At 50.2% G+C, this 25,117-nt stretch carries 21 protein-coding genes and 1 tRNA gene; 19 read left to right on the top strand and 3 right to left on the bottom strand.

Annotated elements, in window-relative coordinates; all coding sequences use genetic code 11:
- The first annotated feature begins 99 nt into the window (after positions 1-99).
- From fdrA to ROJ03_RS03845, 11 genes are all read left to right on the top strand, one after another.
- Complete coding sequence (fdrA, locus tag ROJ03_RS03895; RefSeq protein ID WP_313725678.1) at positions 100-3,171, top strand: acyl-CoA synthetase FdrA; 3,072 nt, start codon at positions 100-102, stop codon at positions 3,169-3,171.
- 24 nt (positions 3,172-3,195) lie between these two features.
- Positions 3,196-4,068: a cyclase family protein gene (locus ROJ03_RS03890; protein ID WP_313725677.1), complete on the top strand. Its 873-nt coding sequence runs from the start codon at positions 3,196-3,198 to the stop codon at positions 4,066-4,068.
- A 20-nt stretch (positions 4,069-4,088) separates the two neighbouring features.
- Positions 4,089-4,775, top strand: coding sequence for a hypothetical protein (locus tag ROJ03_RS03885; protein WP_313725676.1), 687 nt, complete (start codon positions 4,089-4,091; stop codon positions 4,773-4,775).
- A gap of 3 nt (positions 4,776-4,778) precedes the next feature.
- A complete protein-coding gene (locus tag ROJ03_RS03880) occupies positions 4,779-5,975 on the top strand; it encodes a thiolase C-terminal domain-containing protein (RefSeq protein WP_313725675.1) in 1,197 nt (398 codons plus the stop codon).
- A 10-nt stretch (positions 5,976-5,985) separates the two neighbouring features.
- A complete protein-coding gene (locus ROJ03_RS03875) occupies positions 5,986-6,369 on the top strand; it encodes a zinc ribbon domain-containing protein (RefSeq protein ID WP_313725674.1) in 384 nt (127 codons plus the stop codon).
- A gap of 19 nt (positions 6,370-6,388) precedes the next feature.
- Complete coding sequence (locus ROJ03_RS03870; RefSeq protein WP_313725673.1) at positions 6,389-7,057, top strand: GntR family transcriptional regulator; 669 nt, start codon at positions 6,389-6,391, stop codon at positions 7,055-7,057.
- A complete protein-coding gene (locus ROJ03_RS03865) occupies positions 7,038-7,979 on the top strand; it encodes a DUF2877 domain-containing protein (RefSeq protein ID WP_313725672.1) in 942 nt (313 codons plus the stop codon). Before ROJ03_RS03870 ends, ROJ03_RS03865 begins: the two co-directional genes overlap by 20 nt.
- Entirely contained in the window at positions 7,976-8,794 is an 819-nt protein-coding gene (locus ROJ03_RS03860) for an FAD binding domain-containing protein (RefSeq protein ID WP_313725671.1), read from the top strand. The genes ROJ03_RS03865 and ROJ03_RS03860 overlap by 4 nt, the downstream gene beginning before the upstream one ends.
- Positions 8,791-9,276, top strand: a complete 486-nt coding sequence (locus ROJ03_RS03855) for a 2Fe-2S iron-sulfur cluster-binding protein (RefSeq protein ID WP_313725670.1) — start codon at positions 8,791-8,793, stop codon at positions 9,274-9,276. The genes ROJ03_RS03860 and ROJ03_RS03855 overlap by 4 nt, the downstream gene beginning before the upstream one ends.
- Positions 9,269-11,725 (top strand): xanthine dehydrogenase family protein molybdopterin-binding subunit, encoded by a 2,457-nt coding sequence (locus ROJ03_RS03850; RefSeq protein WP_313725669.1) that lies wholly within the window; start codon positions 9,269-9,271, stop codon positions 11,723-11,725. Before ROJ03_RS03855 ends, ROJ03_RS03850 begins: the two co-directional genes overlap by 8 nt.
- Before the next feature lie 112 nt (positions 11,726-11,837).
- Positions 11,838-13,091: a uracil-xanthine permease family protein gene (locus ROJ03_RS03845; protein WP_313725668.1), complete on the top strand. Its 1,254-nt coding sequence runs from the start codon at positions 11,838-11,840 to the stop codon at positions 13,089-13,091.
- 109 nt (positions 13,092-13,200) lie between these two features.
- On the opposite strand, the gene ROJ03_RS03840 is transcribed toward ROJ03_RS03845, so the two are convergent.
- Positions 13,201-13,548 carry a hypothetical protein gene (locus ROJ03_RS03840; RefSeq protein WP_313725667.1) on the bottom strand — a complete coding sequence of 116 codons (348 nt, stop codon included), beginning with the start codon at positions 13,546-13,548 and terminating at the stop codon, positions 13,201-13,203.
- A gap of 88 nt (positions 13,549-13,636) precedes the next feature.
- Complete coding sequence (locus ROJ03_RS03835; protein WP_313725666.1) at positions 13,637-14,680, bottom strand: lactonase family protein; 1,044 nt, start codon at positions 14,678-14,680, stop codon at positions 13,637-13,639.
- A gap of 175 nt (positions 14,681-14,855) precedes the next feature.
- Between ROJ03_RS03835 and ROJ03_RS03830 the strand changes: the two genes are divergently transcribed.
- From ROJ03_RS03830 to ROJ03_RS03815, 4 genes are all read left to right on the top strand, one after another.
- Entirely contained in the window at positions 14,856-15,431 is a 576-nt protein-coding gene (locus ROJ03_RS03830; RefSeq protein WP_313725665.1) for a MazG-like family protein, read from the top strand.
- A 68-nt stretch (positions 15,432-15,499) separates the two neighbouring features.
- On the top strand, positions 15,500-17,467 hold the full coding sequence (locus ROJ03_RS03825) for a DUF2075 domain-containing protein (protein ID WP_313725664.1): 1,968 nt from the start codon (positions 15,500-15,502) through the stop codon (positions 17,465-17,467).
- Between the two features lie 73 nt (positions 17,468-17,540).
- Positions 17,541-17,612: transfer RNA gene (locus ROJ03_RS03820), tRNA-Val, on the top strand.
- A 592-nt stretch (positions 17,613-18,204) separates the two neighbouring features.
- Positions 18,205-18,447 carry a hypothetical protein gene (locus ROJ03_RS03815; RefSeq protein WP_313725663.1) on the top strand — a complete coding sequence of 81 codons (243 nt, stop codon included), beginning with the start codon at positions 18,205-18,207 and terminating at the stop codon, positions 18,445-18,447.
- On the opposite strand, the gene ROJ03_RS03810 is transcribed toward ROJ03_RS03815, so the two are convergent.
- The gene (locus ROJ03_RS03810) at positions 18,425-19,630 is read right to left on the bottom strand and encodes a hypothetical protein (RefSeq protein ID WP_313725662.1); all 1,206 of its coding nucleotides are present in this window, start codon (positions 19,628-19,630) and stop codon (positions 18,425-18,427) included. The genes ROJ03_RS03815 and ROJ03_RS03810 overlap by 23 nt on opposite strands.
- A 254-nt stretch (positions 19,631-19,884) precedes the next feature.
- On the opposite strand from ROJ03_RS03810, the gene ROJ03_RS03805 reads away from it, so the two are divergent.
- The 4 genes from ROJ03_RS03805 to ROJ03_RS03790 all read left to right on the top strand — a co-directional run bounded on the left by ROJ03_RS03805 (position 19,885) and on the right by ROJ03_RS03790 (position 25,096).
- Positions 19,885-21,030, top strand: a complete 1,146-nt coding sequence (locus tag ROJ03_RS03805) for a DEAD/DEAH box helicase (protein WP_313725661.1) — start codon at positions 19,885-19,887, stop codon at positions 21,028-21,030.
- A gap of 109 nt (positions 21,031-21,139) precedes the next feature.
- Positions 21,140-22,045 carry an SAM-dependent methyltransferase gene (locus ROJ03_RS03800; protein ID WP_313725660.1) on the top strand — a complete coding sequence of 302 codons (906 nt, stop codon included), beginning with the start codon at positions 21,140-21,142 and terminating at the stop codon, positions 22,043-22,045.
- Positions 22,046-22,504: 459 nt separating this feature from the next.
- The gene (locus tag ROJ03_RS03795) at positions 22,505-23,560 is read left to right on the top strand and encodes a heavy metal-binding domain-containing protein (RefSeq protein ID WP_313725659.1); all 1,056 of its coding nucleotides are present in this window, start codon (positions 22,505-22,507) and stop codon (positions 23,558-23,560) included.
- 510 nt (positions 23,561-24,070) lie between these two features.
- Positions 24,071-25,096 (top strand): extracellular solute-binding protein, encoded by a 1,026-nt coding sequence (locus tag ROJ03_RS03790; RefSeq protein WP_313725658.1) that lies wholly within the window; start codon positions 24,071-24,073, stop codon positions 25,094-25,096.
- Positions 25,097-25,117: the final 21 nt, after the last annotated feature.

The following is a 25,117-nucleotide window of genomic DNA, read 5'->3' as shown; positions in this document are numbered from 1 at the left end:
AGATATAAAGTTTTTTTCTTTTTTCTTGACTTGTATACAACTTTGTATAAAATGACTTGTGGGTAGTTCTTTTCCAGGGTGTGGTGAAGGAGTGCTCCGATGAAACGTGTTACCGTAAAGAGGGACATGTACGTTGACTCTGTTGTCTTGATGCTTACCAGTAGGGACCTAGAAAACCATCCACAAGTTGGAGCTGCCACCGTTGCCATGGGTACGGCCATGAACGTGCAACTGCTCCTGGACCAGGGCTTTCCCGCCTCTGACCTCAAGGATGTGGCTCCCTCTGACCTTGTGATGGCCATCTCCTGCAAAGAGGGTGAATTCGATACCATTGTTGCCTTTGCAAACCAGTTGCTAGCTGGGAAGAGAGGCTCAAGTTCGTCCACCGGGCAAGAGCAATCGTTCAGAACCATTGAAGATGCATTCTCTTCCAATCCAGACTCCAACCTTGTCATCATATCAGCGCCAGGCATCTATGCAGCCCAACAAGCCCGTAAGGCTTTGAACAAGGGCCTGCATGTCATGCTATTTAGCGACAACGTCTCCCTTGAGGATGAGATCGCCCTCAAGCAACAGGGCCTTAGGGATGGCCTGTTGGTCATGGGACCCGATTGCGGTACAGCCATCATCGCTGGAAAACCACTCTGCTTTGCAAATGTGGTATCCCCAGGATCCATAGGAGTGGTTGCTGCCTCCGGTACCGGTCTGCAGGAGGTAACCTCCCTGATCGACCGCTTTGGCGGTGGCATCAGCCAGGCCATAGGGACCGGTGGCAGGGACCTGAAGAACAGGAAGGTCGGCGGGGCAATGATGAGCCTCGGCATAGCTGCCCTTGCACAGGACCCTGCAACCAAGGTCATCGTCGTTGTATCGAAACCCCCTGCCGTCGAGGTTGTCAAACCCATCCTCTCCTCCCTGGCTTCCAGCGGAAAACCCTCTGTCGTGCATTTCATTGGCTCTGACCCTTCGGCCTTCCCCCACTACCCATCCATACACTGGGCAAGCAACCTTGAGGAGGCGGCGAGGCTTGCACTCTCCCTCTCTGGCAGTGCACTGCCACCGCATGAACACCATGACAGTTGGCCCTTTGACCTTGACCATGAGACGATCGATGCCATGGTGGGACGGGAGTCCTCTTCGTTCCTTCCAGATCAGAAATACCTTCGCGGCTACTATACTGGCGGTACCCTTGCAGACGAAACCTGGCTGGCCCTGGATGATATCCCCGGGGGAGTGTGGTCAAACAACCATACCAACCCTGCCCGTGTTCCCAATGACCCCCATGTTTCTGTCGGCAACTCTGTCATTGACCTCGGCGACGACGTCTTTACGGTTGGCAGGCCCCATCCCATGATCGACCCCAGCACGAGGGTGGACCGGATCATGGCCGAGGCCGACGATCCTGGCATAGCGATCATGCTGGTCGACTGTGTCCTCGGCTACGGCTCTTGTGACGACCCTGCAGGCTCTCTTCTCCCTGTCCTTGCCAAGGCAAAGGAGAACGCTGTGAACAGAGGTGGCTACCTCTCTGTCATAGCCTCCGTTACGGGCACCAAGGGCGATCCCCAGGGCTTTGATGCACAGGTCAGAAAACTGGAGGAGGCCGGGGTAGTGGTCATGGGTTCAAACTACCAGGCGGTCCAACTGGCTAAGAGGATACTCCTCAGGGAATCTGGTCCGGGAAAAGCGAAGGTGCCTGCAGAAAAGACATCTGCAAGAGAAGAAGGCCCATCAGGTGTTGCCCCTCTTCCTCAGGTGGATTCAATCCTTTCCCTCTTCAAGGAGGTGCATGCCATAAACTTGGGCCTGCAAAGCTTTGCCACCAACCTAGAGGCCTGCTCCAGCCACGCCATCCAGCTCGACTGGCGCCCGCCAGCTGGGGGAAACCCCGCGTTGGTCAAGGCCCTTTCCTGCCTTGATGCACTTCCGTTGGTGGCGAAGGCCAATGCAACGGCTGTGGAGAGGGTCCTCCAGGGCAAGCCTATCCTGCTGGGGATCGGCAAGGCACTCGATTTCATCCCCGGGATGCGGGAGAACCTTGTCCTGCATGCAGGGCCTCCCATCACCTGGGAGAGGATGTGCGGCCCCATGAGAGGGGCGGTCATTGGGGCCCTGATCTACGAGAACAAGGCAAAGAATCCTGAGGAGGCAGCAACCCTTGCCGCATCGGGGGCGATTGACTTTGAGCCTTGCCACCATCATAGCTGTGTAGGCCCGATGGCAGGCATCATAACGGCAAGCATGCCGGTCTGGATCCTTGAGAATGCAACCTTTGGGAACAAGGCCTATGCAACCCTCAATGAGGGGCTTGGCAAGGTACTGCGCTATGGCGCCTTCTCGCTCGAAGTGTTGGACAGGCTCCGATGGATTGAGAGGACACTTGCCCCCACCCTTCAGGAGGCGATCGTGCTCCACGGCCCGATAGACATGCGCAGCATCATAGTCCAGGCCCTGCAGATGGGGGATGAGTGCCATAACCGCAACAGGGCAGGAACCTCGCTGGTGATCCGCGAACTGGCTCCATCGCTAGTGATGCTCTCCGAGAAGAAGGAGGACCTGGCAAAAGTATTCTCCTTCATGCACGCAAACGACCACTTCTTCCTCAACCTCTCCATGCCAGCGGCAAAGTGCACGATGGATGCAGCGTGCGACATCAAAGGCAGTACCCTCATCACGGCCATGGCCAGAAATGGCACCGACTTCGGCATCAGGCTCTCCGGCATGGGCTCGCGTTGGTTTACCGCCCCTGCCTCCATGGTCGAAGGGCTCTACCTGCCCGGCTTCAAGGCAGAGGATGCAGCACCTGACATCGGCGACTCGGTCATCACCGAGACCGCAGGCTATGGTGGCTTTGCGATGGCAGCCTCCCCTGCGATCGTGAAGTTCGTCGGTGGCTCGCCAGAGGATGCCATCCTCTACACCAAGCGGATGTACTCGATAACCCTGGCGGAGAACCGTGAATACCGCATCCCGATCCTCGACTTCAGGGGAACCCCTACAGGCATCGATGTGCAGAAGGTTGTGGAGACAGGGATCCTTCCTGTCATCAACACCGGCATTGCACATAAGGTGCCCGGGATCGGGATGGTGGGAGCCGGCTTGGTGAAGCCCCCTTCCTCCTGCTTCAATGATGCGCTTTTGGCTTTTGCCGACGAGTATTGCGCCGGTTGATCATGCAGATACAAGGAGATTGCGATGAAAGTAATTGATCTGACCATTCCTTTGGGTATTGGGACTCCACCTTGGCCAACCTACATCCCTTTGCAGGTCCAATATTTCAAACGGCTTGCACCCAACGGTGCCAACGGGCAGGTAGTGACACACTCCAACCATGTAGGGACCCACCTCGATGGGGAGATCCATTTCTATACCCCAGGCAAGGACATTGCCCAGCTGGACATGGATTTCCTGGTGCATGAGGGGGCCATCGTGGACCTCTCCGATGTATGCAGCGACTATGATGTCTACACATCCAAGATGGTTGAGGATCGCGTTGAGGTCAAGGAAGGGGACATCCTCCTGATCCATACCGGTTTTCACCACTATGGCTGGGACCAGCCCTCGGGTGATGAGATCAGGTACATGATCAAGCACCCCGGACCGGACCGTGAGTTTGCCGAGTGGGCGAAGAGGAAGAAACTCCGCTGGATCGGCGTGGACTGCGGAAGCGCAGACCACCCGATGAACACGAAGATCCGTGAATGGATGCCCCGCGAAGCGAAGGAGTGTGACGCCCATTTCAGGAAGAAGTACGGCATGGGTCTTGATGAGTTTTTCACCGATGACAAGTATCAGTTGATGCATATCGAGATGTTCAGCCATGGCATCATCCACGCCGAGTGTGTTGGCGGGGACATAGACCTGTTGCTCAACCAGCGGGCGGTCATCGGCTGCTACCCCTGGAGATTTGTCGATGGGGAGTCCTCCATAGCCAGGATTGTTGCCCATGTAGATGATGATCGCTATGAGGCTCTGATGGCCAAGAAGGCCAAGGCAGAACTTACCCGTTTTGGTGATGTGGCAGGAATCAAGAACGCTTGGTTACATGAAGAGGCGAGAAAGCACTAGTTCTCAAAAAGGAGAGTTATATGGCATTGGATGCAATGGAGAAGACCTTACGTCCTCCAGAGATTCTGCTCAAACCCTATCCACCCAAGGTGATCACCTTGGCATCGGGGGAGAAGATGGTTGTTCGGGAGGCCAGGCGGGAAGAGGTGGGAGCCCTGTTGGGAACCCTCTATCCCCTGTTTGGCGTGGCAAAGGATTTCTATGATATCGTTGCCGTGCGCATGTATGCGGAAATCCTGGGGTGGTATCGCTACCGGGTAGCCAACGAGTTCGTCCTGGTGGGGACCATCAATGGGGTCATCGCTGGCATCGTCACCAGCCGGCACGTTACGCCAAAGCTGGGGATGAGCCTGCATACCATCACCATCAAGCGAGGCCTGCGTGTAGGGGCCCAGCTCTTTGCGGCGAAGATGGAACACCATCTCGATATCCTTGGCGAAGAGGAAGTGTACATCGTTGCAGAGAGCCCGAACGGGTTCAAGCGGTGGATGATCGAGTACCAGCTTGAGGACCGTTCGTCCCAGTTCCCTGAAGTCAGACATGAGTTGGGAGGGGTGCCGACCTTTGTGCTTACCCAGCCCCTGTGGAAAGCAGTGCGTGAGGTGAAGTGTACAGGGTCCAGACCGGTTTCTGAAGAAGACCTCAGGTCCTCTGCAAAGCTGATCATGCCCAGTGATTATCCCCAGATCCCGGGGTTCAAGAGGTAGGCCATGGCTAATGTAGGAATTGTGGGAATCGGACACACGAAATTTGGTAATTCATCAGAGTATGACCTTTCGGATGTGCTCTCCTATGCAGCAACCGACGCACTGATAGATGCTGGATTTCTCGCAAGGAGAAAGGAAGTCGACCAGGTAATCGTAGGCAATATGGCCAGCGGCCTGTTCTGCCACCAGAGTGCTGTCGCCTCCGCGGTGGTTAGCCGCATGGATATGGAGCCTGTTCCTGCCGAACTGGTGGAGAATGGCCCAGCTTCCGGGGCAAGTGCGATCAAGATCGGGTACATGGCCGTAGCATCGGGCATGGCCGACATCGTGCTGGTCGTTGCAGGGGAAATCATGAGAAAGGTCTCCGGTTGGGTGGGTACTGACTATGTCGCTACCATGCTCCATACCGATGCCGAGTACAACATGGGCCTTACCCTCCCGGCATTCGGGGGGATGTTCACCCGCATGTACATGGAACGGTATGGCCTTACCGAGCGGGACCTTGCCTTGTTGGCGGTGAAGAACCATGCCAACGGGGCCAAGAACAAGTATGCCCATATCCAGGCGCCCTGTACCATCGAGGCCATTGCCGATGGTCCTGATGCCTCGGTGGTCAACACCTATGTGGCCGAGCCGCTTCGGATGTACTCGACCTGTCCTGTCAGCGATGGGGCTGCGGCCCTCCTTCTGGTGAACATGGATTCACCCAAGGTAAAGGATTTTCCGAAGAAACCGATCAGGATCGCAGGCATTGCCAGTGCTACCGACACCCATTGTGTCCACAACCGGAAGGACCCGCTCATGCTCAATGCTGTGCGCATCGCAGCTGAGAAGGCCTTTGCGATGGCAAAGCTCAAGCCATCTGACATCTCCTTTGCCGAATTGCACGATGCCTTCTCCATACTGGAGCTGGCGATCAGCGAAGAGGTAGGGTTCTTTGAGCGCGGCAAGAGCTATCTTGCAGTGCGCAAGGGTGAGACCAACCTCGATGGAAGGCTGCCCATCAACACCTCCGGGGGGCTGAAATCCAAGGGCCATCCTGTTGGCGGCACTGGGGTATCCCAGGCTGTCGAGCTGGTAAGGCAGTTGCGTGGGGAGGCGGAGAAAGGCAGACAGGTTGCCAATCCCAAGTATGGGATGTCGGTCAACTTCGGTGGATTTGGCAACAACGTTGTCGCGCTGATCTGCGCTAAGGACTAGGGGGTATTCTATGATTGATTTCAGCATGTACGACCAGAAGGAACCGAAGATTACTGCATACAAATGCGAGAAATGTGGTACCTTATACTATCCTGCACCGATGGTGTGCAGCACGTGTAACTGTAGGCGTGACCCTGTGACAGGAAGGGGATGGCAGACCTTCGACCTTGAAGGAGCTTGCACCCTGCTTTCCTGGACACGGCTATGGAACCTGCCTGAAGGCTACACGAAAAAGAACCTGCTGTTTGGCATCGTGGAATTCGAGAACGGCTTGCGTGCCTCGGGGCAGTTGGAAGTCGACGACCCCAGGACGGGGATGAAGCTTCATTCTACCGTCATTGAGAGCGACGAGCGTCCGGGCAAGGCGGTACATGTGTTCGTGTTCAAAGAGTAGGTAACATTGGAGGCTTGCCATGGGCGGACGTTCACGTAGTGCCAGTATCTACAATACGCTTTCCGAGCGCATCAAGACATGGGAATATTCGCCTGGGCTTAGGCTCACTGAGGAAGAGATCTGTTCTGAATTCTCAGTCAGCAGGTCTCCTGTCCGTGAAGCCCTCAACAGTTTGGTCTCTTCGCGCCTCGTGGTAAAAGAGGAGCACAAGGGGTATATGGTTCGGCTCATTGATCTCAGGGAGGTCAATGAGCTCTATGACACCCGCTTGGTGCTGGAACTGGAAGTGGTCAGGCTGCTCTGTGAAAAGGGTGTCGATACAACCACCCTTGAGGAGTTGAGGCAGCGCTGGCAGGCGATCGGGAGCAAGCTGCCTGAGGTGATGGACCTCTCAGCCTCCGAGGACGAGCTGTTCCATAACCGCCTGGCAGTGGCAGCCGACAATCTGGTGCTTACCCAGATGTTGGCAGATATCTCCCAACGTATCCATTTCGTGCGACTTTCCGACATCACCGATCCCGATAGGCTTGAAAGGACCTGTAAGGACCATCTGCTGTTGCTCACAGCGTTGGAAAAGCAGGACCTCAAGGCATCGCAAGAGATCATGAGGCAGAATATTCTCTGGGGTAAGGAGAAGGTTGATTCCGCCATCAAGGAAGCACTGTTCTATGCCCACCACATGGCCTGAACAAATACTGGGTAGTGTCCCTATCATGGGCTCCCGATTTCCTCTTTCCTCAGGGACAGTGGTGGTACACTCGGTCTTTCATTCGGCCCTGAATTTTACTGACAAGCGGGGCAGGCTCTATACCTTGGTCTCCAAAGGGGAGCAGATGCACCCTTCCTCCGCCCTGGTAAGCTTTTCTGACCCTCTTTCCGGATTCGATGGCCTCAGCAAGAGCGACCAGGCAATGCTCAAGGAGAGCGGTATCTATTTCAGCTGTGGGTTGTGGGTATCCTTCCTCGGGGCCAAACGGGTCCATCCGTCCCAGGAGTCTTCCCCGCCTGCCAGGGCCCCTACCAATGCGCACCTGAGAGCTCGGTTGCATACCCTTTCTCGTCTGCAGGACGAAAAACATACCTCTTTGGTGGCCCGGGCCCTGTTCATGCCCTCATCCGACTCTTCCGGCCTCAACGCTCACATAGCTATACAAGCTTCCTTACTTGCCTCAAGCATCCGTACACATGACATTCATTTGGCTACCAAGGCTATCGAAGGCCTCTTGGGCCTGGGCCCTGGAGCCACCCCAACTGGCGATGATTTCCTCTGTGGTTTCCTCCTTGCCCTGTACATGGGAGATGAGGACCATCTCAAGGAGTACCGTGGGGCCTTCACCACCGCCCTTATGAAACTTCTGCACTCTCCAAACCCTAGAACTACAGATATTTCCCTGCAACTGCTGGCACTCGCCTGTGAGGGATTGTTTCCTCAATCCTTTTTGGCCTTGGCCAGGACCTTCAGTGGGGATGCTGTTGATGATACCCAATATATCTCTGCCTTGGGTGTGCTTTCCTCAATGGGGCACAGCTCTGGCTACGATGCTGCCACCGGCTTGCTGTTTGGCCTCTCGGCCCTCTTGCCGGATTTCGACTATGAGGGGGAAGTATGATCGTTCAGTTTTCCTACAAGGCTCCCACGAGTATGGAGCAGTTGCTCTCTTTGCTTGGAAAGGATGGGGCAACTTACAAGTTGCTGGCAGGGGGAACCGACCTGCTGGTTGGTATCCGCAATGGGGTGTATGCACCCACGCAAGTTATTGACCTCAAGAAAATCCCAGGCTTTGACTTGATCAGTTGGGATGAAAAGGGTGATTTGGTGATGGGTCCGGCGGTTACCATCAACGCCATGCTCTTCGACAAGCGGGTGCAAGAGCACTTTCCGCTGCTCTGTGCATGTGGCAAGGACTTGGCATCGTATCAGATCCGTAACCGTGCAACGGTGGTTGGCAATATTGTCAATGCCTCTCCTTGCTCCGATATGGCCCCTGCCTTGCTCTGCCTTGATGCAAGGGTTCGGATCGAATCCCTACAAGGTTCCAGGGAGGTGGCGATAGGAGCCTTCTTTACCGGTGTCAAGAGAACCGTCCTAGGGAAGGGGGAGCTGGTCAGCGCCATCACCATCCCGTCAAGCATGGCTGACAAGGCTGGGGTGTACAGGAAGCTGAAGAGGATCCAGGGCCATGACCTGGGTATCGTCGGAGTGGCAGTGGTCAACCTTGGCAAGAGTGCCAGGGTTGCCGTCAGCTCTTCGGCCCCGACCCCGGTCATTACCCCGGAATTGCCTCTTACCCTTGGCTTGGACAAGATGCTCAAGGAGGTTGAGGCGATCATTCGCCCCATCAGCGATGTGCGTTGTTCCAAGGAGTATAGGCAGTTCATGGTGGGTGAGTATGCAAAACGGCTTTGGATGGAGGTAATCGCATGAAAATCAAGGTAACAGTGAATGCTATCCCCTATGAACGGGAGATAGAGGAACATATGACTCTCCTCAGGTTTTTGCGGGAAGGCCTGGGCCTGACCGGTACGAAGGAGGGCTGTGGAGCTGGGGAGTGTGGTGCGTGTACGGTCTTCTTCAACGGCAAGACGGTCAACTCCTGCATGGTCCTGGCTGCCGAGGCTGATGGTGCTGTCATCGAGACGATAGAGGGTGAGGCTACCGAGGGCATGCTCTCAGCCTTGCAGAGTTCTTTTGAGAAGCATTTTGCTGTGCAGTGCGGCTTCTGTACTGCGGGTATGATCATGAGCGCCCGTGAGCTCATCCATCACCATCCCCATCCGACAGCTGAGGAGATCAAGGAGGGGCTAGAGGGGAATTTCTGCCGATGCACCGGCTATGAGCAGATCGTGGAGGCCATCCTCGATGTGACTGGCTCCTTTGTAGCCAAGGAGGTGCTGACCTATGTATGATACCCTCGATCGTTCCCAGCTGAAAAACGTAGGGAAAAGTGCAGTCCGCCTCGATGTCAAAGAGAAGCTTACCGGTGAGGCTGTCTATGTCAGTGATATGGTGCTCCCTGGGATGCTGTACGCACAAATAAAGAAGAGCCCCCATGCCAGGGCAAGGATCCTGAGCATCGACACCTCCAAGGCAGAGGCGTTGCGAGGTGTGCGCGCTGTCCTTACCGGTTCTGAGCTCGATTACCGTCTCGGCCTCTATGTGGTGGACAAGTACCTGCTTGCCAAGGGGGAGGTCCGCCACTACGGGGAGGCCGTGGCCGCTGTGGCTGCTGAGAGCTTGCAGATAGCCCGAGAGGCTGTGGACCTGATAGAGGTGACCTATGAGGTCCTCGACCCTGTCCTGAACCACATGGATGCGATGAAGGAGGATGCCCCCCTGGTTCATCCTGACCTTGGCTCCTACGACTACATCAAGGCGGTCTTTACCCCCATACCGGGGACAAATATCGCCAACCTGACAAAACTGCGCAAGGGCGATGTCGAGCAGGGGTTTGCCGATTCTGCCTTTGTCGTCGAACGTGAGTATGACAATCCCAGTGTGCAGCATGTCCCGATGGAGACCCATGTATCCATCGTGAAGTGGGGTAGTGGCGACAGGGTTACCATCTACACCAGTGCCCAGTCACCGTTTACCGTCAGGAACCTCTTTTGCAGGACCTTCAGCCTCCCTTTCAACAAGGTACGGGTTATCATCCCCTACGTGGGAGGAGGGTTTGGGGGAAAGGCAGGCATCCACATCGAGCCTCTGACCGCCTGCCTTTCGAAGAAGGCTGGGGGTGCTCCTGTCAAGTTCCAGGCTTCACGGGAGGAGGAGTTCTCCCTCCTGCCCTGCAGAAGTGCCTTGACCTACCGTATCAAGACTGGTGTTTCCGAGGAGGGAAAGATCCTTGCCCAGAAGATGGAGATGTACTGGGATGCTGGGGCGTATGCCGATTACGCGGTGAACGTTACCCGAGCCTCGGGCTATTCGGCTTCAGGGCCGTATGAGATCCCCAACGCCTGGGTCGATGCCTATACGGTCTATACCAACAAGCCCTATGGAACGGCCTATAGGGGCTTTGGCCATGTGGAGTTCCACTGGGGCATCGAGCGGCATATGGACCTGGTTGCCAAGACCATTGGAATGGACCCGCTAGAGTTCAGGCACCTCAATGCCTTGAGACCTGGTTCCATCACCCTCACAGGCGAGAAGATCACCTCCCACTCCGGGGATGTGTTGGCCTGCCTGGATGCTGTTGCCAAGGCGATCGGCTATGGCAAGAAGAGCAAGGAGGAGAAGCTGAGGGAGAAGGAGAGTGGGCTTAGGATCGGCAAGGGCATTGCCATCCTGCAAAAGGCCCCTGCGATGCCTTCCAACACAGCAACGGCAGCCATTGTGAAGATGAATGGTGATGGGACTGTCTCGGTCGCAGTCGGGCTGACCGACATTGGGCAGGGTTCCACTACAGCCCTAGCCCAGATTGTGGCGGAGCGGCTTGACTTCCGGTTGGACCAGGTGTTTGTCAAGGTGGAGAAGGATACCGACAGCGACCCGTATGATTGGCAGACTGTCGCTTCCAAGGGTCTGATCATGAGTGGCAATGCCTGCATCCTCGCCTGCAAGGATCTGTTGCAGAAGGGGTATGCCGTGGCCTCCCATGTCCTGAAGGCCTGTGTGGACGATCTTGGCCACGACAGTGAGGCTGTGTTTGTCCGACACGACCCTGAGTCAAGGATCTCATGGCCACAGATTGCCCTTGGGTATGCCTATCCTGATGGGAAGGCGATAGGAGGGCCTCTCATTGGTATTGGCAGCTACATAGCCCAAGGCCTATCCAACCTAGACAAGGAGACAGGGCAGGGCAAACCCGCCCTTGATTGGACCTTCGGAGCCCATGGGATCATCTGCGAGGTGAACCCGGTTACCGGTGAGTACACCTTGAGGAAGATTGCCTCTGCCTTTGATGTTGGTAAGGTGGTCAATCCCCAGTTGCTTCGGGGACAGATCATCGGTGGCATGCTCCAGGGTTTGGGCACAGCGATGTGTGAGGGGTATATCTATGACGGCTCTGGCCATCTTCTCAACCCTTCCTTTACTGACAACAAGATTCCCACTGCCAAGGACCTTCCCTTTGAGGTGGAGACGATCGCGGTGGAGAATGCCCAGGTCGATGGGCCCTATGGTGCACGTGGGGTTGCCGAACACCCGATGATCTCTGTTGCACCTGCCCTTGGAAATGCTATTTATCAGGCCGTCGGAGCTGACCTCAGTCATATGCCCATCAGGGCCGAGGATGTTTGGAGAGCCTTGCACAACAAACAGCCCATTGACAATTGGATTACCAAGACTCCTGTCGGGTCGTGTCGATCGACACCTGTTCTTGGCTCTCATTCGCCCTCTCACGCACTCGAACCCTAAAAGGAGGATGCAAAAGGAAAAACTGGACTGACTGAGAAACAAAAAATTCCGGGCTTATGTCTATGTGCAGAAGATTCGGATTTTGTTGGAGGTTACTAAGGAGGAATGTATCGTGGCTAATAAAGATTTGACTGGAAAAAACATTGTGTTTGGTCTCCAACACACGTTTGTCATGTTTGGTGCTACCGTATTGGTTCCCATTCTGACAGGCTTGGATGTTGGCGTAACCTTGTTTGCTGCTGGTATCGGAACACTCTTGTTCCATGTCATCACCAAATTCAAGGTTCCCGTATTTCTTGGAAGTTCGTTTGCTTACATCCCTGGTATCATAGCCATAGGGGCATCCCAGGGCCTGGCATATGCCCTTGGAGGCATAGTGGTCTCTGGTTTCCTCTATATCATCGTATCTATCATCTTCAGGTATGTAAAGTACGAGAACTTGCATAAGATCCTCCCACCCCATGTGACAGGACCCATGATCATTATGATTGGGTTAATCCTTGCCCCTGTAGCAATACAGAATGCAAACGGTACCAACTCTCCCGCCATTGCACAGGCTATCGGGGTGAATGGTTGCTGGCTTGTCGCTCTCGTTACCTTCGCCACTGGCGTTTTTGTAAAGATCGGTTTCCCGAAGTTCGGTTGGAAGTTTGCCTCTAACCTTCCTGTCCTCATCGCCTTGGTGGTAGGGTATGTATTTTCCATGATCCTCGGGATCATAGACTTTTCTGCAGTATCAAAGGCTGCCTTCATAGGGATCCCTCATTTTACCTTCCCGAAATTCTCCGTCAGTGCCATCACAGTCATGGTTCCTATAGCCATCGTAACCATGGTTGAACACTTCGGTGACATTCTGGCAATCGGCAATGTGGTCGGCCAGGACTTCATCAAGGACCCGGGCATCAAGAGAACCTTGTTGGGCGACGGTCTTGCAACCTCTCTCGCTGGTTTGATCGGCGGTCCTGCAAACACCACGTACTCTGAGAATACTGGAGCTATCGCACTTACTGGCGTATCAAACCCCATTATCATGCGTATCGCTGCAATATTTGCCATTTTCCTCTCTTTGATCCCAAAGTTTACCGCAATTATCGGAACCATTCCGGCTCCAGTAATCGGTGGTATCTCCATCCTGCTCTTTGGTATGATAAGCAGCATTGGTATCAAGAACATGGTCGACGCAAAGGTCAACCTCTCCAATCCTAAGTTGTTGATGGTAAGCGCATCGATGTTGGTCTTGGGTCTTGGTGGTGCTACGTTCTACCTAGGTCCTGTCCAGCTTTCCGGTCTCGGCCTTGCAGCTATTTTCGGTATTGTTCTCAATGCAATACTCAGACCTAAGGACATTACGCTTTCTGAAGGTTGATGGTTTCGGGCACTGGCAGATGTAGTTGTCTAGAACTATCTTCTTGGTCCAAAAGGCCAACATGACAAAATACGACCCTATCTCACCTAGAGGTAGGGTCGTTTCATCTCTACACACGAAGGAAAAGGGAACGACGACGCTTGCCGTCAGGAGAGCGGGAGGCGTGCCCTCTTCCGAAGGTGTCCTCCACCAAAACGATAGAACCAGGGGCAAAGACCCTAGTTTCCCCATCACTGACGGTAATCTCAACCAACCCTTCAAGCATCACTATGTACTGCCTGCATGGGGCGACGTGCCAGGGAAAGTCATACCCTGGTTCGTTCTCCCTCAAGACCATGGAGGAGAGTGGAAGTGGGGCTGACATCAGGCCCAACGGTCCTGACGGGGTGGTCTCTATCTGGGTGTCCTCGAAATGGGAGGATCCGTCAGGGTCTGCATAGATGCGGGTTATGAGCATGGTATCCTCCAGGCAAGCAAAGGACGGTATTGCTATGCAGCACTCAACCTACTGCAAGACTAGCATGGCAGGGAGCCAGCATCTCCTTTCAGGAAAACAGGAGGCAGACTGGCTGGCGCACAGCTACGGTGCACACTGCTTGCAGAGGCACTCCTGTCTGGGTGTCAAGGGGGAATACCACTACAGAGTCTGATGATCCGTTTGCTGCCAGGAGCCATCTTCCGCTTGGGGAGAGGGTGAAGTTTCGTGGTTCCTTGCCCAAGGTGGGGGTGATCGACACCAGGCTGAGCATTCCTGTTTCCTTCTGTACCGCATAGGTGGCTATGCTGTCATGGCCACGGTTTGAGCAGTAGAGGAAGCGGCTGTCAGAAGAGAGATGGATGTCTGCCACGGTGTTTTCAAGATGGTAGAGCGACGGTAGTGTGGGTATGGTCTGCAGATGGGTAAAGCAGCTGTCATACTTGTCGATCTGGTAGACCAGCACCTGGTTGCTGAGTTCACAGCCAATATACAGGAAGCGTCCGTCAGGGGTAAGGACCATGTGTCTGGGCCCCGATCCCAGAGGGAGTTTCTTGAAGGATGGGAAACCCCATTCGGGCTTGGTGTAGTGAATGATGCGATCGAGCCCAAGGTCTGCCACAAAGAGGTTCTTGGAGTCGACTGTCCAATTGGATGAGTGGATGTGGGGGCCCTCCTGCCTGGCAGGGTTGTGACCAACCCCTTTGAAGGATTTATAGCTAACGACGGTTGCTATGGTTCCTTCAAGATCCAATGCGTAGAGGGTGAATACTCCATCACTATAGTTTGATACTGCCAAAAAGGAGTTGTCAGGTGACAGGGAGAGGTGGCAGGGTGAGGTGCCGCCTGTGAGTATGGAATGGGTGGGGGTGAAGGGAGTAGGGGATGAGGGGTTAACCTTGAAGGTTTGGACAGAGCCCTCCTTCTCCAGTATTTCACTGACCGAGTAGAGTAGGGATGCCTTCTTGTTGAATACCTGGTAGGTTGGCATCTCGATGCCACTGTATGATCCTGTAAGGGTGAGTTGCCCTGTCGCTTCATCAAAGGAGAAGAGGGAGAGTCCCTTCTCAGCAGAAGAAACGCGTGATCCTACGATAACAAAACTGCTAGTCATGATGTTCCTCTCTTTACTGGTATTGTACCATGAGAAGAGGAGGTGGGAATGAAATTTATTGAGGGGAGCGAGGCCTAACCAACCATTCCTTGGTGAATATACTTCTTTACTATGTACCTTAGTGGTATACTTTATATACAATCTTGAATTTTGCTATACCTAAGGAATAAAACGAGTGAATACTATCAATGAACGTATCTTTGCAATCCGAGAAAAACATGGGCTGACTCAGAGGGAGTTTGGCCAGAGGCTTGGGATTACCGCCGCATATGTAAGCAGGTTGGAGAAGGGGAAGGCCATCCCCTCAGAACCGCTTGTCAGGTTGATCTGCTATAGCTTTGGCCACTCCCTCTCGTGGTTGCATACAGGGAAGCAAGATACCTTGGATAGTCCAACGAGTGCACAAGGCTTTGACCCTCAACTCCTGCAGGAAGTCCTGCAATTCCGTGATGACAGAGACTGGAAACAGTTCCATACCCCTAAGGACCTCTCTATTTCCCTGACTCTTGAAGCTTCTGAACTTCTTGAGTGTTTTCAATGGTCTGGTTCGGATATGCAGGTACCCGGTAAGCTTGAGGCAATGAAGGAAGAGCTTGCAGATGTGTTTATCTACAGTATTCTCATGGCTTCTTCGTTGGAGCTCGATATCGGGGATATCATTCGGGAAAAACTCGGGAAGAATGGGTTGAAGTACCCTGTATCCAAAGCATTTGGGAGTGCCAAAAAGTATTCGGAGTTCGAGGAAGACTAGAAGATAGGGTAACCACAGGCCTTTTGGGTGTGGTATATTGTACCCTATGTGTAGATGGAGGGTGTGCTGTGCTGGTATATACGGGAGATAAAGAAGAGTTCCTTGACGATGTCTTGTCTGGAAAGATAGAAACAAGGATTGAGTCCCAATTGAAAAGCCGCATGAACAAGCGTGTTGCACAGAACGAAAAGCGATCATGGCTCAATTCCATGCAGTTCATGTATATGATCCTTTCCGATTCTGAAATACCCTCTGATTCAGGAGTAGCCATAGAGTTCAATATCCCTCAGACCAACAAGCGGGTCGATTTCATCCTTTCTGGGTTTGATGGGAATGCAAGGAACCAAGCGGTCATCATTGAACTGAAGCAGTGGAGTGAAGTGAATCGCATCCCCAATATGGATGCGTTGCTGGAAGCAGGCTCTGTTGGAATGGATCATATGGTTGAGACTTTTCTGGGTAAGGGCCTTCACACGACGGTTCATCCTTCCTACCAGGCTTGGTCATACAAGACCCTTATTGGTGATTACAATGCGAATGTGCAGGATAAACCGATAGATCTTGTTCCTTGCTCATACCTGCACAATTATGTACGGAAAGAGGTTGATGACCCTCTTTTCCTTCCGCATTTCAGCCAATTCATCGAAGAGGCACCGGTGTTCTGTAGGCAGGATGCAGACAAGCTTCGTTCGTTCATCAAGAAGTTTATCAAACATGGAGACAAGAAGCAGACACTCGTCTGTATTGAGAATGGCATCATACGGCCCTCCAAGAGCTTGCAGGATTGCCTGTCTTCTATGCTTGCACACAATAAACGGGAGTTTACCCTTATCGATGAGCAAGAGGTTGTCTACCAAAAGGTGCTTACTACAGCAATGCAATGCACCCTTGATAAGAAGAAACGGGTCTTTATCGTGAAGGGCGGTCCTGGTACGGGAAAGACTGTCGTTGCGATAAACCTCTTGGTGCAACTGACTAACTCTGGGCAGTTGGCCACCTACGTAACCAAGAACAGTGCTCCCCGTAATGTGTTTGAGGCCAAGTTGAAGCAGGGGAAGATGAAAAATCGGAACATCTCGAACCTGTTTAGGACCAGTGGTGCTTTCATAGAGGCTGAAAAGGATGATTTTGGTACCATCCTGGTCGATGAGGCCCACCGTTTGAACAAGAGAACCCAACTGGGGCCGATGGTGAAAGGTGAGGACCAGATCAAGGAAATCATCAATGCAGCCCGTTGTTCGGTATTCTTCATTGATGAGGCGCAGAAGGTTACTGCCCAGGATTATGGGAGCATCGATACTATCAAGGGATGGGCAAAAAAATTAGGGGCCGTGGTATATGAAGATGAACTTATGTCCCAGTTTCGATGCAATGGTTCAGATGGGTATCTGGCATGGTTGGACAATACCCTTGGCATCCGGGATACAGCAAACTATACCCTTGATGGCATAGAGTATGATTTTCAGGTATTTGATGATCCAAATGAGCTCAGGCATATCGTTACTGAAAAGAATGAAATCGATGGGAAGGCAAGGTTGTTGGCAGGGTACTGCTGGGAGTGGGTATCGAAAAAACCCAATGGGCCCCAAACTGACATAACCCTCGGAGACTTCTCGATGAAATGGAATTTGAGTGGTGACAAGACGTTTGCTATCTCCGAAGGTTCCATTGATCAGGTTGGTTGTATCCACACCTCCCAAGGTTTGGAGTTCAGCTATGTCGGTGTTATCATCGGCGATGACTTGCGGTATGAAGATGGCAATGTCGTTACGGATTTCACCAAACGAGCTACATCGGACAAATCCCTTCACGGGCTTCTTGGCCCTGCAAAGAAACATGATAGTGAAGCACAAAAAGAAATTGACAGGATAATCCGCAATACCTACCGAACACTTATGACAAGAGGCATGAAAGGCTGTTATGTCTACTGTACAGACAGGGCCCTTGGTGAATATCTGGCAAGCAGCATCAAAAATACACCCCTGTATGATGAAGGGGAGGATGCAATGGGGGATACTGCTGCTGATTTGTTCTGATTGAATAGAAAAAGAAACCAAAAAACAGTACTGGACAAGAGCCTATCTTTTCCGTATTATGGATTGAGTAGCTGGGCGCGTAACTCAGCGGGAGAGTGCTACCTTCACACGGTAGAAGTCGTTGGTTCAAACCCAATCGCGCCTATAGGCAACTAGTTCAAAAGAATTGGTTGCCTTTTTCATTTCTTGTGAAGGTATATGGATTCAAAGGGAATCTATATCAGGAGCAGGAGCTTATACGCAATGAAAGAGTGGAGATAGCAAGAGTGAAAATAGATTATCTCGACTTAGCATACAAAGCTGCTAAAGCATTGCCATATCCTGATTCTTTTGCTTCTGAGTTTCGCTCATCAGAGAATTATGAATACCAATAGTGCTTTTTTCATGGTAACGATCACGTATACTTAAGTTCGCAATTTGGAACCGAACTTGATTTCAAATGCCCCCCAGAGCCCATCAGGCATTTCTTCTACGGTATCTATTACCCATCCTGTGTGGAAAATATCACTAGAGGTTGCAAAAAAGGACGGCATTCCGATATGTTGTAGTTACCAAACACCAACAAAGGAATAGCCGTCCCATGCATGACACTATCATATTTGGCCATGGCCTAGCAAGCTTTGACGTGCACCGCCGACCCCATAACCGTACTGACAAGAACCAACAGGAAACAGACACTGACCTGTGGGACAATCACCGAAGAGCTTCTCAGGATCTGTCCCGAATGTGGAGGGAAGATGGATATTCATCAAGACCACGATATCCTTCTGAGGCACGTCCTCCTGCAGACAAGGCCCCACAACCTGCGTATCAAGAGAAGCCGGACACGATGCAGACATACAGTGATGCTGGCCATTCCTTTCAAGGAGAGGGGCCCCAAGGTCGCCGGCATCTTCGACAAATTCCTTTTTCTGATTCAATATTTTGAACCTATGTGTAGTCACTCCTTGGAGGAACTCAATCCCCTTCAACCTCTCTGATCCTTTTAATCGTTTCAGCCATAAGGGATATCCAAGCAGCCTCATGTTTTAGGTAGGCTTGTATAGGGAAGTACTTTCTGTCCTTCTGCCTAACTGACCAGCTGAAGATGTTGGTTGAATCATCGACGAAGCCACCTACAAGCGAAGCAAGCTTGTGAAGATACTCCATACCTATTTCCTTATGCCCCAACTCTGCAGTTCGTTCTACAATCCCAAAGAAGTATACTTCACCAGTTTCTTGCAATGAGGCAAAGTTGTATAAGTCTCCAGTTGTTTTCAGATTCAAGGAAAGTTTCTTGCCTCTACCGAGTGTTCCCTTCATCCCTAGTTCATCATCAAGGCGCTGTATGAATCTCTGCACCGCTTGGGTTAGGGCAGTGCCAATATTCTGTTCAATCCGTTCGAAAAATACTTTCTCAGAAATGGTTCTGCTCTCATTCTCTTCTTGACCACTTTGTACCTCTTCAGGAGAACCTTCTGAAATACGATAGATAATCCGCTCAATTTCTTTGGTCTTTGCTATAATCCTCGGAGTGATGATGAGCTCTTGGGTTCCTGGAATTCTGTATATGGGCAATTCAACAAGAGCAAGGGTAAATTGCAAATTGCCATAACGCTGAAGGAAATCGGAGAGTTCTTCCATGCTTTCACGTATACCATCTCCGATGGCCATCAGGACGAACCTCCCTCGCTCAAGGTTCCTCTGTACTGCATCGACAAAGCTTGCTTCATCTAATTCTGTATCCTGCTGCGATACTATCTCATACAGGCTTTTTGCGTTGTTGTCCTTTCGAGCTTTCAAGCATGCTCTTTCAAACTCCTCATAGCTCCATTTGCTCAGGTCTTTGGCATATTCCAATATTTGCCCAATGACCGCTCTTCGAGCCTCTGGGTTCCTCCAAAGCTTGCATTCCCCGATCGCAATAAATCCATACTCATTTACATATACCAGATCCATGCTTCCTGAGGGAGATCTCAATTCTTTACAGATGGGAATCATATCGCTGAAGGTCTGCTCTATTTCTGTTATGGGGAGTACACCAGGATTGTCATAGCAGATATCTTGTACCCAAGATTCATTATACTCCTTTGAACCTAGAGATATCTTACTCAGGTATTCTGTGTTCCCATCTTTAATCTTAACCGGAAGAGAGTGTTGTTTCATGATAATCGCCTGCCTCATACTGGATAGACACAGTATAGGGCAGGGGTGATAGGGTAGCAATGTTGTTTTTGAGTGGCACATAGACAAATAATCAATTAAGCGTTATGCCTTTAGTATTCAGGTTTGGTTTTTTCTGTCGTTCCAGTTCAAGAGCTTGCCATGTTGAGATTTCCATTGATTCCAGTGACACTGTACTCTCAAGGGCCAATAGCGTATGATTCCTACCTGATAACAGAGTAGCCAATACGTAGTCTAAAAAGGATCAATCATATATGTCATTTATTTCTTTGGGGGTCTCAGAATCTCTTGTAGCTTCTTTGGAGCGTGAAAACATAACCACGCCCTATCCGATTCAGACCGAAGTAATTCCAGCAGTCTTGGCCAACAAGGATATTCTTGGCATTGCAAAGACAGGATCTGGCAAAACCCTTAGCTATGTATTGCCCATTCTCATGCAACTACAAAAAAAAGCAGTTCAGAAAAACAATAGATATATTCAGGTATTGGTTGTTGTCCCTACCAGAGAGCTTGCAGCCCAGGTACATTCTGTATTTTCCACCTATATCCAAGAGTCTGGGTTTTCTCTGAAAGCCCTTGCAGTCTTTGGTGGAGCTTCGATAAATCCTCAAATGATGGCTATGTCCAATGTGAATATTCTCATTGCAACACCTGGCAGGCTGTTGGAACTGGTCTCTGTGAATGCTGTCCATTTGTCAGCTACTGAGATACTGGTCCTGGATGAGGCAGATAAGATGTTGACTGTTGATTTTGAGGCAGAGATGGATCAAATATTGGCCCTGCTTCCCAAGCAGCGCCAGAATTTGTTCTTTTCTGCGACCTTGAATGAGGGAATCCACTCCCTGGAAAAGATTCTCCTCCACGATCCTGTGGTGATTGAGATGGAAGAGGAAGCCGAGTCAATTGAGCTCATCAAGCAGAGTGCGTATTTTATCCTAGAGGAAGAGAAAGGTCCTCTTCTACGCTACCTTATAAACAGTCAGGATATGAAGCAGGTGCTGGTCTTTACCTCCTCTGCAGTCAGGGCTGATAGGGTAGCTGCCAAACTGCACAAAAACGGTATTGATGCCAAGTCAATCCATAGCAAGAAGAGCCAGGGAGCGAGGACCGAGCTCCTGAGGGCCTTCAAGGAAGGAAAGCTACGGGTATTGGTTGCTACGGACCTCCTGTCCCGAGGAATTGACATTGAGTCTCTTCCCTTTGTCATAAACTATGAACTACCCCGTTCTCCAAAGGATTACATCCATAGGATAGGAAGGACAGGAAGAGCAGAAAATTTTGGGGAGGCCATTACGCTCATCTGTCCTTCTGAAGAGCCCCATTTCTATGTGATAGAAAAGAAGATGAAGAAAAGGGTCCCGATCATCTCCTGTGATGATTTTGATAAGTCAAATCTGTAGGTTGCTCTGTCCCAGTCCACTGGCTCATCGGTGTACTAAAGACCTGAACTATGTATAAGAGGAAAAAGGTATACCATTGAGCAATACAGGGGAGCAAACCTATCTTTACGTGATCAAGTATCCCGACCAGGAACGGGAGTTATGCCTTTTGGAAATGAAGAGCCTCTTTGGTAAGGAGCTTACCCATACATACCTTTTTTCTTCCAGGGATATCGACCCTTCGCGAAGCCCCTACATAAAGGTAAGGATTACCCTTCTGCATACCGCCTCTTCTTTGGAAGAGTTGGTGCAAATCCTTGTTGATGAAAAAATAACCTGCAATGATTTCAAGTTCGAACGGTTCAAGGTTGAGGAAGGGCAGCTTGGGTATGCAACCTGGATAGAGAGTGTTACCGAGTTGGGTAAGGTCATCCAAGGTGAAGTGGATATGAAGAACCCTTCTGTGCAATTTGGCCTTACCCTTATTGATGGCCTGTGGCTATTCGGGACCTATGAAAAGAATGAGAATCCTTGGGAACAGCACAACCTGAAACCCTATACCAACAGCAACTCCTTAGACACTCGTGTAGCACGGGCCCTTGTGAACATTGCTGTTGGCCAGCAGCTCCAAACTCGATTGGTGGACCCCTGTTGCGGAATAGGTACGGTAGTGCTTGAGGCCCTTTCCTTGCATATTCCCGTTACTGGGTATGAGATCAGCTGGATCATTACTGAACAAGCCAAGGTAAATGTATCTTTCTTGGGGTATGACAATTGTATCTCAAGAATGGATATACAAGAGGTGACCGAGAAATATGATGTGGCAATACTTGATTTGCCCTACGGCTTGTTTGCCCATATTACCCATTCACAACAGCAGGATATCATTACTGCTGCAAGGCGTATCACAGAGAAACTGGTGATTCTTACCTTCTCCGATATGGATGAGGATATCGCTTCAGCAGGCTTTTCCATTGTTGAACGGTGTACGGTCAACAAAGGGAAGTTTGTTCGCTTTGTAAGGGTGTGCTCTTAGGCAATGTGCTGACCTGGTCTTTTGGATGGGGAGACGAAACACACAATAATAGATTTATCTAAAATAAACCGATTGCATTAACCATGCCCATGTGGCACAAATGCTTCAGGCCGAATGTATCGGCATTTGTAGCTAATCTGGACTTGCTGTCATAGTGACCTAAATAGTGAAATGGTATTGCTCTTCTCGATCAATAGATCGTTGGTGCAAACGTATCGCGGACATTAAACCTCTGATCAAAGAGATTGGTTTTTGGTTTTAGTGTATTCTTGCAAAAATCTTGGAGTATTCTGCCAATATGGTAGTAGCGATGATCAAATTTGTTACTCCAGGATAGAGATCGTTCAAAAAATATCATTATCGAGGACGTTCATCTATGTATGGTTTCAATAAATACTATTTTTTCTTGGTACTTGAATTAGAAGTAAGATAGACTACGAATGGAATGAGGAGAAAGAAATGGATACTGATATACTCATAACTACAACCAACATTATTGAAGGCTCACAGATTACTCACTACCTCGGTGTAATCAATGCTAGTATTGTTGTCGGTACTAATCTATTTAGTGATTTCTTTGCCGGCTTATCTGATATCTTTGGGGGTACTTCAAAAACCTATCAAAAGCAATTACAAAACTTATACTCATTTGTATTAGAAGAACTTATCGGTAAGGCTAAACTTCTACATGCTGATGCCATAGTGGGACTTCAAATTGATTTTGATGAGTTGTCAGCGCAAAATAAAAGCATGTTCATGATGAATGCAGTTGGAACTGCCGTAAAGACCTTGAGAACCAGTGACCACTTTAATCATAAAGTTCCAAACCAGGTTTTAGATAGAGAGAGCTTTGAAAATATACAAATCATCTCTCAAATTAGGGGAAAAATTACCAGTGGGATAGTGTTGGATGATGATGAAATTCGATTCATGTTATCTAACAGGATCTCTGGTTGTGAAGATTATTTTTATAAACGATTATTCAGTAATGTGTCAAATTATGGTTATTCAACAAATGACTATACATTTGATCTTGATATGTTAAAGAATTATATAGGGTTGTTTTCAGTCCCAGAAAAAATCAAAATGATATATCCTTATCTAGAGCAATATACCAACCAAAGTGATTTTTTCTTGGAGTTGCTGAAAGAATTACACATACTCGATTATGCATACATTAAGAGGGCTATCAACTCAAGAGACATGGAAAGCCAACTTTTAGCCCTCAAACTAATTGGCATATCAAATGAATCCTATACTCAAGAAAATATATCAGACTATATGGAGATAGCATCTCAAATAAGAGCAAATATTCCTTATAACTATGAAGAAGAAGCACCCCAAAAAAAATGGGCTTGTTCTTGTGGGAAAACGAACTCCCCAGATAGACAGTATTGTACTAAATGTTCAAAGGATATGTTTGGATTTACTGAAAAAGACATAAACCCAAAACAAGCGATTGAGGGCATTCAAGAAACGATTATGATTCTAGAATCATATTTTGAAATAAAATAAAATCTTCTTTTTAGCAGGAAAATCATGATACAACCTGATGGGTGTAACTATGCCCATATGGCCCAAAAAAGTTTGGCAGATTTACCGGCATCTGTAGCTACTCTGTAATCAGATGGAAAGCTGACTCTGCCAAATCAAACTTCTCCTTTTCTGTTTGCTAGTACCAATACGAATGTGTAGGACAATTGCTCCTCTTTTCAGGATATGAAACAAGGGAGGCTATTTGACCAAGCATTTGGATTTCAACAATACCTTTCTCCCCCCCATTTATTCTCCACAGGGGAAATATCTATGCTATGATACCGACAGTACATTTTTGATTTTGCTTACGTATTTTTGGCATGGTGTTGCAGGAATAGGTTGCGGCTTGTACGTCGAACAGCTTTTTTCTCAGCAAAAATGCAGGATAAGAGAGGTGAACTCTCACACCTGCCTGTTTCTTAGAGAGTCTATGCATCAATACTGTTTGCTGTATGGCAGCAGAAAATGATAAAAAAGAGGAAAAAAGAAATGAAAAAAACTGTCAGGATCGTGTGTATCGTCGCCAGTTTCCTTTTGGTAGGAAGCATGCTCTTCTCTGCAGGTGCCCAAGAGAAAGCACCCAAAGAAGTATCAACGGCAATGGAAGAGAAAGTCTCCCTCTATGCAAGCATTACATCCATCGAACCCCTTCTTGCTGCATTCCAGGATGATACAGGCATCATAGCTGAGAATACCCGACTCTCCACAGCTAATTTTGCCTCAACCGTGCTTACCGAGTTCCAGGCAGGGAAATTGATGGCTGATGTCATACAGGCACCACTGCCAGTACTGGAAATTCTCAAATCCTATGGTGTCGTCAAGGACTATGTCTCCAAGGTTGGGGAAACCTATCCAGAATGGGCCAGAAAGAATGGTGGTATCTACCAGTTTGGCATCGAGTATGTCGCCCTGATCTACAATACCGAGCTTGTAAAACCTGAAGACGTTCCCAAGCGGTATGAAGACATCACCCTTCCAAAATGGAAGAACAAGATTGTCATGGCAAACCCAGGCAACCACGCCACAACCATCTCCTGGCTGGTAGGGCTGAAAGAGAATAATGTATTTGGTTCTGATGCCAAATGGATGGATTTCCTCAAAGGCCTTGCTGCAAACAACCCAATGTTCGTTGCATCCTTTGGCCCGACCCCTGCACCCATTGAGAGCGGGGAGAAACTCATTGGCATTTCAATGCCCAAATACATCGTCACCAAGGCTCCAGCCCCGCTTGCCTGGGCACAGGTTGACCAGCCGATGCTGGGTTCCCCCCGCGCAATAGCCATCACCAGCAAGGCTCCCCATCCGAATGCTGCTGCAGCCTTCATGGAGTACTGGCTTGCTGACAAGGCGATGTCTATTCTTGCAGATGATGTTGGCGAATATGTACTTACCCCAGGGGTATTCCCCCCAGTTGAGGGTATCGAGAATGCCAAGGTGATCCCTATCCGTGACCTTTCCGATGAAGAACTCCTGAAATGGGGTGCTGAGTTTGAAAAGATCTTTGCTCTGAAATAACCATACCAACGAGGGGACGTT

The organism is Sphaerochaeta sp. PS, assembly GCF_032144095.1.
In the GTDB taxonomy this organism is placed as follows: Bacteria; Spirochaetota; Spirochaetia; order Sphaerochaetales; family Sphaerochaetaceae; genus Sphaerochaeta.
The sequence above is the reverse complement of the archived record's forward strand: the minus strand, read 5'-3'. Positions and strand labels throughout refer to the sequence as shown.